The 17,099-nt window shown below is 62.2% G+C and carries 17 protein-coding genes; 5 read left to right on the forward strand and 12 right to left on the reverse strand.

All coding sequences use genetic code 11. The features are described 5' to 3' along the window. Positions 1 to 58: 58 nt before the first annotated feature. The 4 genes from ACR30Z_RS20085 to ACR30Z_RS20100 form a co-directional block, all read right to left on the reverse strand. A complete protein-coding gene (locus tag ACR30Z_RS20085; RefSeq protein WP_434374391.1) occupies positions 59 to 925 on the reverse strand; it encodes a trypsin-like serine peptidase in 867 nt (288 codons plus the stop codon). Positions 926 to 1,112: 187 nt separating this feature from the next. Then, positions 1,113 to 3,656: a phenylalanine--tRNA ligase subunit beta gene (gene pheT / locus ACR30Z_RS20090; RefSeq protein WP_434374392.1), complete on the reverse strand. Its 2,544-nt coding sequence runs from the start codon at positions 3,654 to 3,656 to the stop codon at positions 1,113 to 1,115. Between the two features lie 2 nt (positions 3,657 to 3,658). Beyond that, positions 3,659 to 4,720, reverse strand: a complete 1,062-nt coding sequence (pheS, locus tag ACR30Z_RS20095; protein WP_144652158.1) for a phenylalanine--tRNA ligase subunit alpha — start codon at positions 4,718 to 4,720, stop codon at positions 3,659 to 3,661. A gap of 182 nt (positions 4,721 to 4,902) precedes the next feature. After that, the gene (locus ACR30Z_RS20100) at positions 4,903 to 5,829 is read right to left on the reverse strand and encodes an LppM family (lipo)protein (protein WP_434374393.1); all 927 of its coding nucleotides are present in this window, start codon (positions 5,827 to 5,829) and stop codon (positions 4,903 to 4,905) included. Between the two features lie 101 nt (positions 5,830 to 5,930). Between ACR30Z_RS20100 and ACR30Z_RS20105 the strand changes: the two genes are divergently transcribed. Together ACR30Z_RS20105 and ACR30Z_RS20110 are read left to right on the forward strand one after the other, a co-directional pair. Then, positions 5,931 to 6,374, forward strand: coding sequence for a hypothetical protein (locus tag ACR30Z_RS20105; RefSeq protein WP_434374394.1), 444 nt, complete (start codon positions 5,931 to 5,933; stop codon positions 6,372 to 6,374). Positions 6,375 to 6,376: 2 nt separating this feature from the next. After that, positions 6,377 to 7,006 (forward strand): SIMPL domain-containing protein, encoded by a 630-nt coding sequence (locus tag ACR30Z_RS20110; protein ID WP_434374395.1) that lies wholly within the window; start codon positions 6,377 to 6,379, stop codon positions 7,004 to 7,006. On the opposite strand, the gene pcp is transcribed toward ACR30Z_RS20110, so the two are convergent. After that, positions 7,003 to 7,644, reverse strand: coding sequence for a pyroglutamyl-peptidase I (gene pcp, locus ACR30Z_RS20115; protein WP_144652162.1), 642 nt, complete (start codon positions 7,642 to 7,644; stop codon positions 7,003 to 7,005). The two genes, ACR30Z_RS20110 and pcp, sit on opposite strands and share 4 nt — an antisense overlap. A gap of 91 nt (positions 7,645 to 7,735) precedes the next feature. Here pcp and ACR30Z_RS20120 point away from each other — a divergent pair, with 91 nt between their 5' ends. After that, a complete protein-coding gene (locus ACR30Z_RS20120; protein WP_434374396.1) occupies positions 7,736 to 8,827 on the forward strand; it encodes an Rv2578c family radical SAM protein in 1,092 nt (363 codons plus the stop codon). A 117-nt stretch (positions 8,828 to 8,944) separates the two neighbouring features. Here ACR30Z_RS20120 and ACR30Z_RS20125 read toward each other — a convergent pair whose 3' ends face one another. Further along, positions 8,945 to 9,379 (reverse strand): (deoxy)nucleoside triphosphate pyrophosphohydrolase, encoded by a 435-nt coding sequence (locus ACR30Z_RS20125; protein ID WP_144652164.1) that lies wholly within the window; start codon positions 9,377 to 9,379, stop codon positions 8,945 to 8,947. 134 nt (positions 9,380 to 9,513) lie between these two features. Here ACR30Z_RS20125 and ACR30Z_RS20130 point away from each other — a divergent pair, with 134 nt between their 5' ends. Next, entirely contained in the window at positions 9,514 to 10,722 is a 1,209-nt protein-coding gene (locus tag ACR30Z_RS20130; RefSeq protein ID WP_434374397.1) for an MFS transporter, read from the forward strand. A 71-nt stretch (positions 10,723 to 10,793) separates the two neighbouring features. On the opposite strand, the gene ACR30Z_RS20135 is transcribed toward ACR30Z_RS20130, so the two are convergent. From ACR30Z_RS20135 to infC, 5 genes are all read right to left on the reverse strand, one after another. Beyond that, positions 10,794 to 11,717, reverse strand: coding sequence for a cation diffusion facilitator family transporter (locus tag ACR30Z_RS20135; protein WP_144652166.1), 924 nt, complete (start codon positions 11,715 to 11,717; stop codon positions 10,794 to 10,796). A 100-nt stretch (positions 11,718 to 11,817) separates the two neighbouring features. Beyond that, positions 11,818 to 12,729 carry a TrmH family RNA methyltransferase gene (locus ACR30Z_RS20140; protein WP_434374398.1) on the reverse strand — a complete coding sequence of 304 codons (912 nt, stop codon included), beginning with the start codon at positions 12,727 to 12,729 and terminating at the stop codon, positions 11,818 to 11,820. A gap of 26 nt (positions 12,730 to 12,755) precedes the next feature. Next, positions 12,756 to 13,430 carry a 50S ribosomal protein L20, sunset domain variant gene (gene rplT / locus ACR30Z_RS20145; RefSeq protein ID WP_144652168.1) on the reverse strand — a complete coding sequence of 225 codons (675 nt, stop codon included), beginning with the start codon at positions 13,428 to 13,430 and terminating at the stop codon, positions 12,756 to 12,758. 119 nt (positions 13,431 to 13,549) lie between these two features. Then, a complete protein-coding gene (gene rpmI, locus ACR30Z_RS20150) occupies positions 13,550 to 13,744 on the reverse strand; it encodes a 50S ribosomal protein L35 (protein WP_011774324.1) in 195 nt (64 codons plus the stop codon). 117 nt (positions 13,745 to 13,861) lie between these two features. Further along, positions 13,862 to 14,869 carry a translation initiation factor IF-3 gene (gene infC / locus ACR30Z_RS20155; protein ID WP_434374399.1) on the reverse strand — a complete coding sequence of 336 codons (1,008 nt, stop codon included), beginning with the start codon at positions 14,867 to 14,869 and terminating at the stop codon, positions 13,862 to 13,864. A gap of 396 nt (positions 14,870 to 15,265) precedes the next feature. On the opposite strand from infC, the gene ACR30Z_RS20160 reads away from it, so the two are divergent. Then, positions 15,266 to 15,664 carry a DUF1844 domain-containing protein gene (locus ACR30Z_RS20160; RefSeq protein WP_144652170.1) on the forward strand — a complete coding sequence of 133 codons (399 nt, stop codon included), beginning with the start codon at positions 15,266 to 15,268 and terminating at the stop codon, positions 15,662 to 15,664. A gap of 82 nt (positions 15,665 to 15,746) precedes the next feature. Here ACR30Z_RS20160 and ACR30Z_RS20165 read toward each other — a convergent pair whose 3' ends face one another. Beyond that, the gene (locus ACR30Z_RS20165; RefSeq protein ID WP_434374400.1) at positions 15,747 to 17,051 is read right to left on the reverse strand and encodes an MFS transporter; all 1,305 of its coding nucleotides are present in this window, start codon (positions 17,049 to 17,051) and stop codon (positions 15,747 to 15,749) included. Between the last annotated feature and the right edge of the window lie 48 nt (positions 17,052 to 17,099).

Raw genomic sequence — 17,099 nt, forward strand, 5'->3', positions numbered from 1 at the left:
TGTTCCCCGCAGCAAGGAATGCTGCGGGGAACAGTGTTCGTGAGTTAACTCACCAGCGCTACTTCACCGAGGTCAGGTAGTTCGCAAGGGTGGGGGTAATGCGGGTGCCCGAGTTGGAGCTGCCGCCGTTGGTGTGGATGGCGACGATGGTGTTGGAGCTGTTATAGACAGGGGCGCCACTCTGGCCGCCGAAGGTGTCCATCTTGTAGTAGACCTTTTCGGTGGTAGTGCTCTCAATGGGCCCGGTCATGGACCACATAGTGCCGAACGCCTTGTCGCCCGGGTAGCCACGGACCGTTGTGCTGGTTCCATTCAGGCTGGCCGTAGTGCCGGTGTAGTTAAGCCATCCCGTGGTGTTGCCGATGGTGCAGTCGAGCTTGATGACACCCCAGTCGGCGTTGGTGTTGGCGGAGTCGATCCACCGCTGGTCCGTGAAGATCTTCGTTGCCCCGCACGTGCCGTAGGGGTCAGTTGATCCGTTGCGCCCAGGAGCTACTTTGACGCCCCAGGAGTAGTCGGCTTCCGATCCGGTGCCGCCCTCGTGCACGCAGTGGCCAGCGGTCAATACGGTGTCATCCGAGATCAGGGCGCCGGAGCAGATGTAGCCGCCGTTGAATTCAATTTGCACGATGGAGCGGTTGGGCGCCGCCGTGGTGTTGGTGATCCTGACGCGGCCATCAGCGCCGATGACTGAATCCGTGGAGGCGCCACCGTTCTTGATGGGTGCGGAGATGGTGTATTTGTCGGCCAGCGGGGATGCAGCGGAGCCGGACGTCTGCGCCTTGTCCACAGTGTGCGATACAGGTTGGACCTCAGCCGCGGTTGCTTGTGGCGTCGGCTCTGACGCGACTGCGGCTCCACCAAGCGAAGACGTCAGGGCCATAACTGCTGCCCCCACAAGCAAAGCAACGTTCTGCTTCTTCATGAGTACCTTTCGAGGGACGGCTCAAAGAGAACCGTACGAGTGATGTGATACACATGTTTCACATGTGCATGACAAAACTGTCATACACATGTGAATGCCCTGTCAAGATGATGGGAGTGCAATCTCAATAAAAGAAGATCCCCGGAACCAAGGCAGTTCCGGGGACCTTCGTCGTTCACGTCAAGTATTAGCGCTGGACAGCTCCGAAGCGCTCCGTGGCAACAGCAACTGCTGCCGCACGGGCTTCAGAAGCCTCGTCAGCAGTCAGCGTGCGGTCGTCTGCACGGAAACGCAAGCCGAAAGCCAGCGACTTCTTACCTTCCTCGATCCCCGGACCCACGTAGACATCGAACAGCGAGACGTCTTCGAGAAGGACACCCGCACCTTCGCGGAGTGCAGCCAGAACGTGGTCGGCTGGTACATCCTGCGGGACAACCAACGCAACGTCCTGCGTCGCCACCGGGAATCCGGAGATGTGTTTGGCGACGATGACGTCAGCCGCTGCGTCAAACAACGCTTCAACGTTGACCTCGAGTGCTACTGAACGGGCCGGCATGTCGTGGGCGGCAAGGAGCTTCGGGTGCAGCTCGCCGGCATAACCCACCACGTCGCCGTTCCGGAGAGCCAGCTGTGCCGCGCGTCCCGGGTGGAACGCTTGGTGACTGCCTTGGCTGATGACCAGCTCAACGCCCAAAACATCGGCCATGAGGCGGGCAATGTCCAGCGCATCGGCCCAATCCCAGGCACGCGGCGTATGCGTCGCGGCTGCCGGCGAATCATGGCCGGTCAGTACCGCGGCGATGTGCAGCGGCTGGTGAGGGACGCCGTCGTACAGTCCATCAAGAACCTCATCGGAAGGCTTGATGCCCAACGGAGGAATGGACTCCGTGCCCAGCTTGTCGCCCGGGAGGAAGACAGAGCCGGCCTCGTAGACCGCGAGGTCTCGGAATCCTCGCGAGTGGTTACGGCGGACTACCTCAATGAGGCCCGGCAGGATGGACGTACGGAGGTAGCCGTGTTCCTCACTGATGGGGTTGGCGAGCTTCAACGCCGGACGGGGAGCGCCCTCCTCCGCCACTCCGAAGGTATCGTTGGCAGCCTTCGTGACGAACGGGTAGGACAGCACCTCGGTGAGTCCCGCGTCAGCCAGCGCCTGGACAACGCGGCGCTTCTGCTGCTGGCTGCGGCTCAGGCCACGGCCGGGAGGCGCCACGGGCAGGGTCGCCGGGATGTTGTCGTAACCCACCAGGCGGGCAATTTCCTCGGAGAGGTCTTCCTTGGTTTCGAGGTCGTTGCGCCAGCTCGGAGCAGTTACCAAGTACCCGGAAGCAGTCTTTTCCACGATCGCGCCCAGATCCACCAAGGACGTGGTGATCTGCTCTTCAGAGAAGTCGATGCCGATACGGGCGGCCGCGAAATCTGCGGGCAGTTCAATGGTCACGGCGTCAGGGGCGGTTCCGACGTCAGTCCCGGTCTCGTCCGCCGTGCCTCCGGCGAGTTCCACCAGGAGGTCAACCACGCGCTGGGCAGCAATGTTGGCCACGTGCCAGTCAACGCCGCGTTCGAAGCGCTTGGACGCCTCGGACGGCAGCTTGTGGCGGCGACGGGAGCGCGCAATGGACACTTCGTCGAAGTGCGCGGCTTCCACCAGGATGTTCGTGGTGGAGTCTGACACCTCAGTGTGCGCACCACCCATCACGCCGGCGATGCCGATCGCGCCCGAGTCGTCGGTGATCAGCAGGTCCTCGACGTCGAGCGTACGCTCCTTGTCGTCAAGGGTGGTGATCTTCTCCCCCGCGACGGCACGTCGGACCACAATGTCGCCCGAAAGCTTGTCGAGGTCGTAGCAGTGGTTCGGCTGGCCGAGCTCCAGCATCACGTAGTTGGAAATATCAACCGGCAGGGAGATAGAGCGGACACCAGCCAGGCGCAGGCGCGAGGACATCCACGGTGGGGTGGGGCGGGATGCATCCACGCCACGGACGGTGCGGGCCACGAAGCGGTCGCAGCCCGGCTTGCCATAAATGGGAGCATCGTCATTCAGCTTGATCCCGTATCCGCCCTGAAGGGAAGCCGGTGCGGTGACCTTCGACGCCGGATCAACAAAAAGCGTTCCGGTGGCGTGGGCGTATTCGCGGGCAACACCACGGATGGAGAACGCATAACCGCGGTCCGGGGTGACATTGATTTCCGCGGCCTGGTCGTACAGGCCCAGCAGTTCCATTGCGTCCGTGCCGATTTCCGGGTCCAAGCCGATGCGGGACAGGACCAGGATGCCGTCGTGGTCGTCGCCGATACCGAGCTCACGCACGGAAGCGATCATTCCTGCGGACAGGTGCCCGTAGGTCTTCCGGGCCGAGATCTGGAAGTTTCCGGGTAGGACAGCTCCCGGCAACGTCACTACAACCTTGTCGCCCTCAACAAAGTTGTGGGCGCCGCAGATGATGCCCTGCACACCGGAAGGGTCGATGCCCTCGCCGGTGAGGGTCTGCTCCTGCCCCTCGGGAACGACGCGGACCTGGCACCAGTTGATGGTCTTGCCGTTGGTCTGCGGTTCCTTGACCAGGCTCAAGACCTGTCCAACCACAACAGGACCCGTCAGTTCGTCGGTGGGACGGTGGACTTCTTCTTCTTCGAAGCCAACCTTAACCAGGTCCGCCATGACGTCTTCGGCCGTAGCTTCGGCCGGAACCTGCGCGAATTCGCGCAGCCATGAAAGTGGGATACGCACTGTTAGATCTCCATCCCGAAGTGCTCGCTGAAACGTACATCGCCTTCGATCATGTCGCGCATGTCGCCAACCTCGTTGCGGAACATGAGCGTGCGCTCAATGCCCATGCCGAAGGCAAAACCTGAATAGATGTCCGGATCGATGCCCGCTGCCCGGAGCACGTTGGGGTTGACCATGCCGCAGCCTCCCCACTCGATCCAGCGGGGACCACCCTTGGCACCCGGGTGCCAAATGTCCAGTTCCGCGGACGGCTCGGTGAACGGGAAGTAGTTGGGACGCAACCGGATGGAAGCTTCGTCGCCGAACATTTGGCGGGCGAAGTGCTCCAACGTGCCGCGGAGGTCAGCCATGCTGAGGTTCTTGTCGATTGCGAGACCCTCGAACTGGTGGAATACGGGCGTGTGCGTGGCATCGAGTTCATCGGTGCGGAACACCTTGCCCGGGCACAGCACATAGATGGGCACTTCGCGTTCCAGCATGGAACGGACCTGTACCGGTGACGTGTGCGTGCGCATCAGCAGGTGCGCTTCGGGCGGTTCCACGAAGAAGGTGTCCTGCATTTCGCGTGCAGGGTGGTCCGGCTTGAAGTTCAGGGCGTCGAAGTTAAACCACTCGGACTCCACTTCCGGGCCTTCGGCGATTTCCCAACCCATGCCAACAAAGATGTCCGAAACGCGGTCCTGCAACGTGGACAGCGGGTGGCGCGCCCCGGCACGGCGACGACGCGGGCCTGCCGTGACGTCGACCGTTTCCTCGATGAGGATGCGGGCGTCGTTCTCAGCCTCAAGAACCTCGGTCCGGGCTGCGAGCGCCTGGTTGACCTTGCCTCTGGAAGACCCCATGAGCTTGCCTGCGGCAGCCTTGTGCTCCTTGGCGAGGCCACCGATCTCACGGTTGGCAAGGCTCAGGGGCGACTTCTCGCCGGTGTGTGCGAGGCGGACAGCCTTGAGTTCTTCAAGGGAGGAAGCAGCCGCAATCGCGGCAATGGCGTCCTCGACGGCGGCGGTGATGGCGGCTTCATCCAGCGGATTCGGGATGGCAGCGCCTGGCAAAGTGTCAGTCATCTACTGTTCTTAGCTACGAGTCGGGAGCGGCCGGCAAGGCAGGCCTGCAAAACGAAAGGGCAGTGCTCGCCGCGGACGGCAGGCACTACCCTTCAGTCTAGTTGAACCTCACTGGCGCGATTTAACCCACCAGGGCGGGTCCCGCTATGTGGAATGACGACGGCGGCGCGTCGCCTTTCACTTCAGGCGCCCGATGCCGGCGGTGCCGTGGGCGGCGGAGGTACCTGGCCGTCGTCGTGCGCTTGTCCGGGTTGCTGCGCAGACGGCTGGGGCGGCACGTAACCCGTCTGTGGTGGCGCGTAACCCGTCTGTGGTGGCGTGTAGCCCGTCCGTGGTGGCGCGTAACCCGGCTGTGGTGGCGCGAAGCCGGAGTGTTCCGGGTTGTAGCCCGGCTGGCCGTATGGTGCGGCCCCTGCGAGCGCCGTGGCCTGCTGGGCTGACCTCTTGCGCAGCAGCACGAACAGGAGGACCAGAGCGGCGGCAACCACCAGCACTGCTACCAGGATCCAGATGATCCACATCGGGATTCCGGCGTTGGCTTCGGCTTTGGCTTGGACGGCTGACTCTTTGATGGAAAGCATGTCGAACGTTGCTGTGTTCCCGTCCACGGTGGCGCCCTTGGCTTCGACCACCTTGCCCGGGAAGGTGAACTTGACTGTGGCTTCGTCGAACATTGACTTCGCCATGCTGGATGCCTGCGGGTCGCTGCTGTCCGCTCCTGTCACGCCGCCCATCGAGAGGACGTAGAAGTCGCCTTCCTTCTTGAGTTCAAAGGGGTTCTCGGAGCTGGATGATTCAGCAAGCTTGGCAGGATCAAGGTTGGCGGCAGTGATCCGCTTGCCCTTGTACTTTTCGTCCTCGTAGTCCACGACGGTGGCACCTTCAGGGATGTCCATCTCCTGGCTGCCGCTGCCGCTGCCGTTTGACTCCATGAATTCGTCAAAGGACTTGTCGCCGAGTACCGACTTTTGGATCGCGTAGACAACTTCGTAGTCCACGCTTTTCTCGTTGTTGACCTTGACGGACATGTTGAGCTTCACGCAGCCGGTCAAAGCCACCATGACAGCAATCAGGACACCCACGACGCCCACGGCGCGTTTAATGTTCATTCTGTTTTTCCCCCATTCATTTCCCCTGCACCGGTGAGTGCTCGAACAGCGTATCCCCGCCGCTCATGCCGTGCCATACACGACGGGTCTAGCATGGCTTCATGACCCCCGCGCAGCGCCTCAGGCAGATCGCCAACGTCGTGAACCTATCCACGCCGTTGGGACTTGCTGTGGCCGCGGCGTCCGGAACCACCCTGTCCCGCGGTCCACGTGGTCTCCTGATAGCAGCGGGGTATGGCTGGAAACTCCCCCACGCTGGCGCATTCACGCTGGGGAACGTCATCCTGTACCGGACGCCCCATGGCGTCGCGGGAACGAACACCGTACTCCTGGGGCATGAGGAGCGGCACAGCACCCAGTACGCGTACTGCCTGGGGCTTCCATTCCTTGCCCTCTACGGTGTCGCCGCCGGATGGTCCATGCTGAGGAGCGGCAATCCAGGCTCGAAGAATTTCTTCGAACGCCAGGCTGGCCTCGCTGCGGGCGGCTATATCGACACCCACAATCGGCCGGACGGACCTGTCGGCCAGCGAAATGAGGCCTAAGCATGAAGCGAACCATCACCGTCACAGGGACCGCGAGCGCCAAGGCTGTTCCGGACCTGGTTACCCTCACGCTCGGAGTGGAAACCCGCAGGGACACCGCCTCTAAAGCCTATGACGACGCCGGCAAGGCGGCCGGCGCTGTCGCGGCCAGTTTGCGGGAGGCCGGCGTGCAGGACGCCGACCTTCGCACGAGTGGCCTGAACCTCCGGGCCGATCTGGTCTGGGTGGAGGGGCAGGGTCAGAAAGTTGTGGCGTACGTAGCCTCCACTAATCTGCACGTAGGAATCCGTTCCCACGAGGATGCTCCCGCCGCCATCGCCGCCGCGGTTGCGGCCGGTGGGGACGACATCAGGATCAATGGCATCGAGCAGGGATTCGCAGATGCTTCTACAGTCACCGCACAGGCGCAGGGAGCGGCATGGCAGGATGCCTTGGCTCGCGCCGAACAATACGCGTCACTGGCGTCCGCCCGCCTTGGAACCGTAGTTTCCATCTCCCAGCAGCAAGTGCACAGCGCACCCATCCCCCTGGGCGGGATGGTCAGGGCTTCCTACGCTGCCGAGTCCGCCCCTGTTGAGGCCGGGGAGTCATCAGTTTCGGCAAGCGTCAGCGTCGAGTGGGAACTTCTCTAGTGAATGGCTCCGGCGGATATTTTGATGTCGCCCTGGTGCTGCATGGACGTCCGAACAACGACGCCGATGCCTTCCGACATTGATTCCAAGGACATGGAGGGCGCAATGCTGCCTTCCGGGATCTGTTCCGGCAGGTAGGGAACGTGCACGAACCCGCCGCGTATGCCCGCCCTGGAATTGAGCGAATGCATCAGCGCGTAGAAGATGTGATTGCAGACGTAGGTGCCGGCAGACTGCGATACTTCGCCTTTGATTCCGGCGATCTGGAGGTTTCTGAGCGCGGCCTTGATCGGCAGGCTGGAGAAGTACGCGGCAGGACCGCCCGGAACGACCTCCTCATCGACGGGGCGTTGACCCCTGTTGTCCGGGATCCGAGCGTCGTCACAGTTGATGGCCACACGTTCCAACGACACGCGTTCACGGCCACCCGCCAACCCAACGCAGACAACAATGTCCGGATCGAGACGGTCCACGGCTTCCATCAGAACGGCCGCCGACTCACCGAAAACGCACGGCAACTCCACGGCTTCAACTGTGAAGCCCTCGGCTCGGAGAATCTCCTGCGCCCTGCTCACGGCGAGCCATGAAGGATTGATATCCGCCTCGCCAAAAGGTTCGAAGCCGGTCAGCAGAATCATGGGACAACCTTAGCAAGGCCCTAACCCAGGTTATCCGGAGCGCGCCTTCGGGGCCTTGACAATCGTTCGAACATACATTCGAATGGAGTCCATGAGATGGGACGCACAAGCACTTTCACCCACGCGTGGACCAGCGTCGGATAACAGCGACACCGAAGCTCCGGGCCCTGCCCCGGCCCTGGATGCTTTGTTGCCGCTTTCCGGACTTGTGCGTTCCATCTCGACACCCGAATTCTCCGGAGTCACCTTCCATGAGGTCACCGCAAAGTCAGTGCTCAATAAGGTGCCTTCCGGTTCAAACATGCCGTTCGAGTGGACGGTCAATCCCTATCGCGGCTGCAGCCACGCCTGCGTCTACTGTTTTGCCCGCAAGAGCCACACGTACCTGGAATTCGATGCCGGAAGGGACTTTGATTCCCAGGTCGTAGTGAAGATCAATGCTGCCGAGGTACTGCGCAAGGAACTCGCCAAGCCGTCTTGGGAACGGCCCCAGGTGGCTCTGGGCACCAACACGGACCCCTATCAACGCGCAGAAGGTCGCTATGCCCTTATGCCCGGAATCATCCGGGCCCTGGCCGATTCAGGCACCCCGTTCTCCATCCTGACCAAGGGCACGTTGTTGGCACGGGACATCCCGCTGCTCAAGCACGCGGCAACCCAGGTTCCCGTGGACCTCGGCATCTCACTGGCCATGACCAACCAGGACCTCGCAGAACTCATCGAGCCGGGCACGCCCTCCCCCAAAGCCCGCCTGAAGCTCATAGCCCGCCTGCGCGACGCGGGCTTGGGATGCGGCGTCATGGCGATGCCGATCCTGCCGTGGCTCACTGATTCAGATGAGGCCCTCGACTCGTTGTTCTTTGAGCTGACGAAGGCAGGCGCCACAGGAGTCACAGCTGGCGCCCTTTATCTCAAGCCCGGAACGCGCGAGTGGTACATGAAGTGGCTGGCCGCCGAACACCCGGAATTGGTGGGCAAGTACCGCAGGCTCTACGGCCAAGGCTCCTACGCTTCCAAGGAATATCGCATCTGGCTGTCCGGCCGGATCAGCCACTTCAAGGCGAAATACGGATTCACGGGGACATCGGGTTTTAGCCACCGGAATGCCCGCCCCGCGGCTTCTTCGGGAGAACCAGCCGTGGGCGCATCCTCCGCCCTCCCGGGACAACAGACACTTTTCTAGGGTGAATCCGCCCCGCGGGGTGGCCGGCGTGCAAAAGGAGGGACCGCCGTCGGGCAGTCCCTCCTCATTCATAGGTGGCTGAGAAGCCACCATTTAGTTCATGGAGGTGTCCCGTTCTTACGCGGGAGCGGCTACCCGATCAAGCAAGGCCCGGACAATCGGGAGGTCCGCCGGAATCCACGGAAGGTTGAGAGCTTCGTTACAGTCAACCAAGGACACCCACCGCAGTTCGTCATGATCCTCCAGCGGCCGCGGCTCCCCTGCCGTCAACTCCGCGAACCAAACCCGCATTGAGGCACGATCATTCAGTGTCCACCCCGTGGTATTGCCAGACTCAAGCTCCGGTCCAAGACGCACTTCAACACCCAACTCTTCCGCCAGCTCCCGGTGCAGGGCGTCCTCAGCCATCTCTCCGGCCTCGACCTTGCCGCCGGGAAATTCCCACATCCCCGCGAACTGGGGTGGGGCCGTGCGGCGGGCGGCAAGCAGGCGGGTGGGCGCGTCCAAGGAGTCGACGACGGCGGCGCCCACGACGTTGATGAGTGCAGTCACCTCAACAGTCTATGGCTGTTCCATCAATGGGCATCGTCACATAGCGACGCCAAGTCGCGAAGACGGGACTAAACTTGTTATCGGATTTTCTCCGTATTCCCCAGCCCATCAGGCGCCCCTCAAGAAGCAGGCTTATGACTACCACTATGTCCCCACCCGCTACTGCGAAAGCAGCACAACGCCACCTTGGCCTCGCCATCCTGGCACTGGCCACGGGCGGGTTTGCCATCGGTACCACCGAGTTCGCCATGATGGGTCTGCTGAAGGAAATCGAGGAAGGTCTGGGCATCAGCACGCCGGAGGCCGGTATCCTCATCTCGGCCTATGCCCTGGGTGTTGTCGTTGGCGCGCCGATCTTTGCGGCCTTCGGAGCCAAGCTTCCCAAGAAGCACCTCGCCTTGGGCCTCATGCTGTTCCTGTCAGTTGCCAACCTGACATCCTTCATTGCTCCGGACTACGGCTTCATGTTGCTGTCCCGTTTCGCATCCGGCCTTCCCCACGGCGCTTTCTTCGGAGTGGCGGCGGTCATCGCAGCGGGCCTGGTGGCGCCTACCAAGCGAGGTTGGGCCATCTCCATGGTGATGGCCGGCCTCACAGTGTCGAACGTCATCGGAGTGCCTTTGGCAACCTGGGTGGGGCAGACCTTTGGTTGGCGGCTGCTTTTCGTGATTGTCGGCGCCATCGGGTTGCTGACTGTTGCCATGGTCTGGAAGTTCGTCCCCTTTCAAGCTGCCCACCCCGATGCCAGCATCCGGCGGGAACTTGGCGCACTGAAGCGGCTGCAGGTGTGGCTTGCCCTGCTGATCGGCATCATCGGCTTCGGCGGGTTCTTTGCCGTCTACACGTACATCGCCCACACCATGACGTCCGTGGCGGGCATCCCTGAAAGCCTCATTCCTGCCGTGGTGGCCTTGTATGGACTGGGCATGGTGGTGGGCAACATCATCGGCGGACGCATCGCCGACAAATCAGTCATGGGCACCATCTACTGGGTCATGCCGGGCATTGCCGCCGCCTTGGTGGTCTACGCCATAGCGGCCCACTGGGCATGGGCCGCCTTTGTCATGGCGTTTGTGGTGGGCGGTGTCGGTTCCATGCTGACACCGGCACTGCAGACCCGTTTGCTGGACGCTGCACCCGGAGCCGCATCCTTGGCTTCATCGCTTAACCACTCCGCCCTCAACATCGCCAACGCCCTGGGCGCATTCCTCGGCGGCACCGTCATCGCCTGGGGTTGGGGCTACGTGGCTCCCGCGCTCGTGGGCGCTGTCCTGGCCTTCCTCGGTCTCGGCGTAGCCATCCTCAGCGGCGCACTCGAACGCAAGAGGCCTTTGGCCAGCTGAAACAACAGCGGCTAAAACGTTGAAGGGCTCCGCTTTCGCGGAGCCCTTCATCTTTTTACAGACGTTTACATCTAGGCCTGTGCTTGAACCCGCTCAATGTCGGGTTCAAGATAGATGACCCGCGCCATGGGAACAGCCGCGCGGATCCGCTGCTCGGCGTCGTCGATCCCCTTGGCGATCTCCTCGCCCGTCTCGGAGGCACCCATGGAAATCTTCGCTGCAACCAGAAGTTCTTCCGGTCCGAGGTGAAGGGTCTTCAGGTGGATGATGCGGGTGCCATCCGCTTCCAAAGCGTCGGTAATGCGCTGCACGTCCTCCTTGGTGGCGGACTCCCCGAGCAACAGGGACTTGGTTTCCAAGGCGAGAACCACTGCGATGGCTACCAGGAGCAGACCGATCATGGCGGTACCAAGCGCATCCCAGACTCCGTCACCGGTAATGAGGGTCATGCTGACGCCGAAGAGTGCAAACACCAGGCCCAAGAGGGCGCCGAAGTCTTCCAGCAGAATGACAGGCAGCTCCGGCTGCTTGGCGTTGCGGACAAACTTGACCCACGACTGCTTGCCGCGGACATGGTTCGACTCGATGATCGCAGTACGGAAGGAGAAAGACTCGGCGATGATGGCGCCCACCAGTACAGCCAGCGGGACCCACCAGAACGCGCCCTCGATGCCGTGCGGGTGCTGAAACTTCTCCCACGCCTCGTACAGGGCAAACAGTCCACCAACACTGAACAGAACAATCGAGACAATAAACGCGTAAATGTACCGCTCACGGCCATAGCCAAAGGGGTGCTCCGGGCTGGCGGCACGCTTGGCACGCTTGCCACCTACCAGCAGCAGTATCTGGTTGCCGGAGTCTGCCACCGAGTGGATGGCCTCGGCAAGCATGGACGATGACGCCGTCAGGAAGAACGCAACGAACTTCAGTACTGCGATGGTCAAGTTGGCGGCGAGAGCCGCCACGATCGCTTTGGTACCGCCACTAGCAGCCACGAAAGCTTCACCTCTTCGGGTTCGGGAAAGTATGGAATTGGCCAAGAAGAGTCGTCATCGTCTGATCTTGCAAGCAATACCGTACCCGGCGGGGCGCTGTTTACGCATTCCCCACTCTGGCGCCCTGCTGGGAACGCGCGCTGGCGTAGAGGCACACCGTTGCCGCCGTCCCCAGGTTAAGGCTCTCAGCCGCTCCGTAAACAGGGACGGCAACCCGATGATCAGCGAGGGCAAGTTCAGCGTCCGACAACCCCTGGGCTTCGTTGCCAAACAGCCACGCCGTCGGCGCCTCCAAGGCGTAGTCAGATGCTACGGACTCGTTGCCCAGCCTCCTGGCCGCATTCTCGTCCTGGAGCTTGTCCAGGTTGACAGTTCCGTACCCATCGGCCGCCAGGATCCCGATTCCGAGCTCCCTGCAGCGTGCTACCAGCTCGTCGACCTCGGCGCCCAGGACTACTGGCAGGTGGAACAGGGAACCGGCGGTGGAGCGAACAGCCTTGGGGTTGTAAATATCCACACTTGAGCCTGTCAGCACCACGGCATCAGCGCCGGCAGCATCTGCGGCACGGAGCACAGTACCGGCGTTGCCGGGGTCCCGCACTTGGCACATGACCGCCAGAAGGCGTGGACCGGCGTCGAGCACTGAATCAAGGCTGACATCCACAAAACTGCAAACAGCCACAATGCCTTGTGGGTTCACGGTGTCCGCCATGGCGGACAAGACTTCGTCACTGGCGATCCTCAGCAGCGTTTCCTGCGCGAGGTCGGCGAGTTCGGGGAGACGGTCAAGGCACGCCTCACTGGCAAAAACTTCATGCACGACGGCGGCACCGCCTGCCGCGGTGCGCTCACGGTGGAGGGTCAACGCCTCGCGCACCGCCTGCGGACCTTCTGCAAGGAAACGTCCGCGCTTTAAACGCGCCGGGCGCCCGGCAAGCTTGGCGACATCCCTCACCCGATCTGCTCGGGGGTTGGTCATCGGAAAGTCTTGCGGGCGCCCGGTTTCGTTCATATAAAGAACTTTAGTGGCAGTTGCTACTAGTTCTTGATCTGCTGGCGGGCTTCGCCGCCGGCCGGCTCGAAACCGGCAGCCTTTGCAGCCTCAACGGTGGAGAACCAGTATTCAGCAGCGGTGGTGTTGTACCAGGTGGAACCCGGTACGTGGTACTTCTTGGACTCGGCGTTGCCCTTGATGGCATAGCCTTCCGGAGCCTCGTCACCGTCAGCGGCAACTGCGCCGTCGATGGCCGGCTTCTCGGAAACGACGGCCTTGACTGCCGTAGCAGTGGCGGCAGCCGGAGCAACCTTTGCAGCCTTGGGAGCAGCAACCTGGGCCTTTGCCGGAGCAGAGGTGTCAGCCGGAAGGGCAGCCTTTGCAATGTTCACCAGAGCGGCGAAAGCGTTGGCGTCGGATACGGCGAGTTCGGCCAGCATGCGGCGGTCAACCTCAACCTCAGCGGCCTTGAGGCCCTGGATCAAACGGTTGTAGGTGAGGCCGTTGGCGCGGGATGCAGCGTTGATGCGCTGGATCCAGAGGCGACGGAAGTCACCCTTCTTCTTGCGGCGGTCGCCGTAGCTGTACACAAACGAGTGCAGCAGCTGCTCTTTGGCCTTGCGGTACAAGCGCGAACGCTGACCGCGGTAACCCTTTGCGCGTTCGAGGACAACCCGGCGCTTCTTGTGGGCGTTTACCGCCCGCTTCACACGTGCCACGTGCGTACTCCTTCAGAAATCTTTATCCCAAGCTGCTACTACCGGATACCCGGCCGGCCTGAGAAGGCTTTTGGTGTAGTCGGTCCCTGCCGGATGGCAGTAACCAAAGAACTTGGAACTTAGACGCCGAGCATCTTCTTGATGACCTTGGCATCGCCCTTGAAGACGAGCTTGTCGCCGGCGAGGCGACGGGTCAGCCTGGAGGACTTGTGCTCCAGGTAGTGACGACGGTTGGCCTGCTGACGCTTCAGCTTGCCGGTACCGGTCAGCTTGAAGCGCTTCTTAGCACCGCTGTGGGTCTTCATCTTCGGCATGGGAACCGATCTCCTTACGTATCCACGGACGAATCCGCGATTCTATCGCGCAGCCGGCCTACGAGGGCCGGCGTGCTGGTTGCTTGCCGGTGGAGGCCAGGCCTCCGCGGCGTTGAACTAGTTGGTCTTGCGTGTTGCAGGCTTCGGCGTGGCCTTGGGGGCAGCAGGCCGGGCTGCCGGCTTCGGAGCTGACGGCTTGGCAACAGGCTTCGGAGCCGCAGGTACTGCGGGCTTCGGAGCTGCCGGAACCACGGGCTTGGGAGCTGCCACCGGAGCCGCCTTGGCAGCCGGGGCCTTCGCGGCCGGTGCTGTCTTGGCAGCCGGGGCTTCCTCAACCACGGGTGCTTCTTCGACAACCGGAGCTTCCTCAACCACGGGTGCTTCTTCAACAACCGGAGCTTCTTCAGCCACCGGAGCTTCCTCAACAACCGGAGCTTCCTCAACAACCGGAGCTTCTTCAACAACCGGAGCTTCAACAGTTTCCTGCTTGGTCTCCTCTTCGGTGACCTTGAAGCCCTCGGGAAGAAGATCGGCCAGGCTCTGCGTCAGCGGTGCCTGCTCCCCCGTGGTGTCCACGCGTCCGGCAGCCTTGGCCTCATTCTGGGCCTTGGCTTCTGCACGCTGGCTGGCACGGCGGGCTTCAGCCTTGGCTTCTGCCTTGTTCTTCAGCGGGCCGATCACCATGACCATGTTGCGGCCGTCGATGCGCGGGCTGGACTCGATGATGCCCACCTCGGCAACGTCTTCCGCGAAGCGTTGCAGCAAGCGGATGCCCATCTCTGGACGCTGCTGCTCACGGCCACGGAACTGGATCATGGCCTTGACCTTGTCACCGGCACCGAGGAAGCGAAGTGCGTGTCCGCGCTTGGTTTCGTAGTCGTGCTTGTCGATCTTGAGGCGGAAGCGAATTTCCTTCAGAACCGTGTTGGTCTGGTTCTTCCGTGCTTCACGAGCCTTGACGGCGGCCTCGTACTTGTACTTGCCGAAGTCCATCAACTTGCAAACAGGAGGCTTAGCCTGCGGGGCAACTTCAACGAGATCGAGATCGGACTCGGCAGCAAGACGCAGGGCGTCCTCGATGCGGACAATTCCTACCTGTTCGCCGGCAGGGCCGACCAGCCGCACCTCGGGGACGCGGATACGCTCATTGATTCTTGGCTCGCTAATGTTAAAGCTCCTGTGGTTGTGGTGATGTCACCGGCAAATAGAGAAGGCCCCCAATTGCTGGTGCAATCGAAGGCCTCGAAGATCGGCTGTACTCCCCTGCGGGAAGTACACACCCTCGGGGGCTAAGCCACCGAACGTGTCCGACCAAGTACCCGGCAACCTCTTGTCCCAGAAGGGAATCCTGTCCCCCGAAGGGAAACGGCTGACGCGGGTGGGAGAGAACTCCGCTTGCAAACTGAAAGTCAATTCTACAGAAACAACCCGCCAAACGCACATTGCGGGCGGCGGGATCATGGACTGCGGATGTTAACCCTGAATAACGACTTCCAGTCGGTCTGTGACAAGCTTACCAGTATGAGCACTGAAGACAGCAATTCCCGCAACTCCTATGGCGAAAGCGCCGCCCCCGCCGCTGACGCCGGGGTGTCCCAGCAGATCCGCGACATCGCTGAGGTTCCGGCCGTGGAGGTCATTACCACCGGCGCCGTTCACCTCATGAGTGCGGCCGCCGTCAAAGTTGGCCTTGCCGATGACCCCAACGCCGAAGACCTCAAGGACCTGGATGAGGCCCGCAAACTGATCACCGCCCTCGCTGGCTTGGTATCCGCGGCGGCCCCGGAAATCGGCTCGCAGCACGCCGGCCCGTTGCGCGATGGCCTGCGTTCCCTCCAGCTTGCCTTCCGTGAAGCATCACTGATTCCTGACGCCCCGGGCAAGGGCCCGGGCGAAAAGTTCACCGGACCAGTGAATTAGCCCCAACAGCCACAAGATTCAACGACGGCGGGCTCGACCATCTCTGGTCGGCCCGCCGTCGTCGTCTGATTGGTTTGGCGTCCTAGACGCGCGCGGAGCGGCGGCGCATGGACGAGAGGATGAGTCCCGCAACGCAGAGTGCGACCCCGGCGATTCCAACGGCCGCAAACCCGCCCGAAGGGCCCACCGTGTCGATGAACACCCCGGCGAAGGGCGCGCCCAGCGCAACTCCCGCGGTGAGTGCGGATCCGTACCAACCCATAGCCTCACCCCGACGCTCCTCGTCCACCAGATCAGCCACCATCTCCGAAGAAGCCGACAGAACGGGCGCGCACAACAAGCCAGGCAAGAGAGACAGGAAAGCCAAAGTCCAAGTGTCTTGGGCAAAGCCCATCGGAATGGTCAGGGCTGCCATGCCGAGGAGCAAGAGCATGGGCGAGATCGAGCGCTTCATGGAGCCGTAGATCAGGCCACCGACAACGGAAGCCGCGCACCAGAAGAAGAACACGATGCCGATTTCATTCTCATGCCCGCCACGCTCCAGCAATCCGACGATGCTGACGTCCGAACCACTCAGCACCATCCCGGATCCGGCGGCCACCGCAAACAGTGCCGCAACAGAGACCGTGAACCAGGTGAAGTTGCTGGCAACCCGACTGCGGATCGGCGCCTTGCGTGCGGTTGCGGACACCATCTCCGAAGCAGCCTCCTGAACATGCGCCGGCGCCGAGGCCACCATGGCAGCTTCCGCAGCGGCAAGGTCGGCTGCGGCCCGGTTGGCCGACTCTTCCGGCGTGCACGACCCTTCACTTCGAGTGGGCGGGTTGAACCACATGAGGAACAAACCGGCCACGGAAACTGATATCCCCACTGCGGTGAGGCCAATTGCCGAGAACCCACTGGTAGCGACGATGGCGCCCACGGCTGGGCCGATCATGAACACAAGCTCGGTGGCGATCGAATCGAGGGCAAAGGCTGAACGACGCTGCTCGCCGTCCACCATGACACCCAACGACTGGCGGACAACGCTGAAAATCGGCAGCGTGAAGAGGCCGCCGACGAACACCAAAGGCAAGAGCCACTCGTACGAAACGTGAGGAACGATCGACCAGATGACGGTTTCGGAGACCACCGATGGGATCAAGGCCTTCCTCAGGCCCACCATATCCACGCGGCGGCCACGCCAAGGGGCGCCCAGGGCGATGCCAATGGTCATCACCGCGGCTGCTGCACCCGCGGCAGCGTACCCCTGGCCCAAGGTCAGGACGATGTGCAAGGTGAGGAGCACGCCGGCCGCCGAGTGCGGGATTCGTGCAATCATGCCCACCACCAGCAGACGCCGGACAGGGCGGATGGACAGCATCTCTTTGTAGAGAGCGAAGTTCACTGGCTATATCCTCTTGTTCCCCAGGGCAGCCCCGGGGAACCGGCACTG

Source organism: Paenarthrobacter sp. FR1, assembly GCF_051106045.1.
Classification (GTDB): Bacteria; Actinomycetota; Actinomycetes; order Actinomycetales; family Micrococcaceae; genus Arthrobacter; species Arthrobacter nitroguajacolicus_A.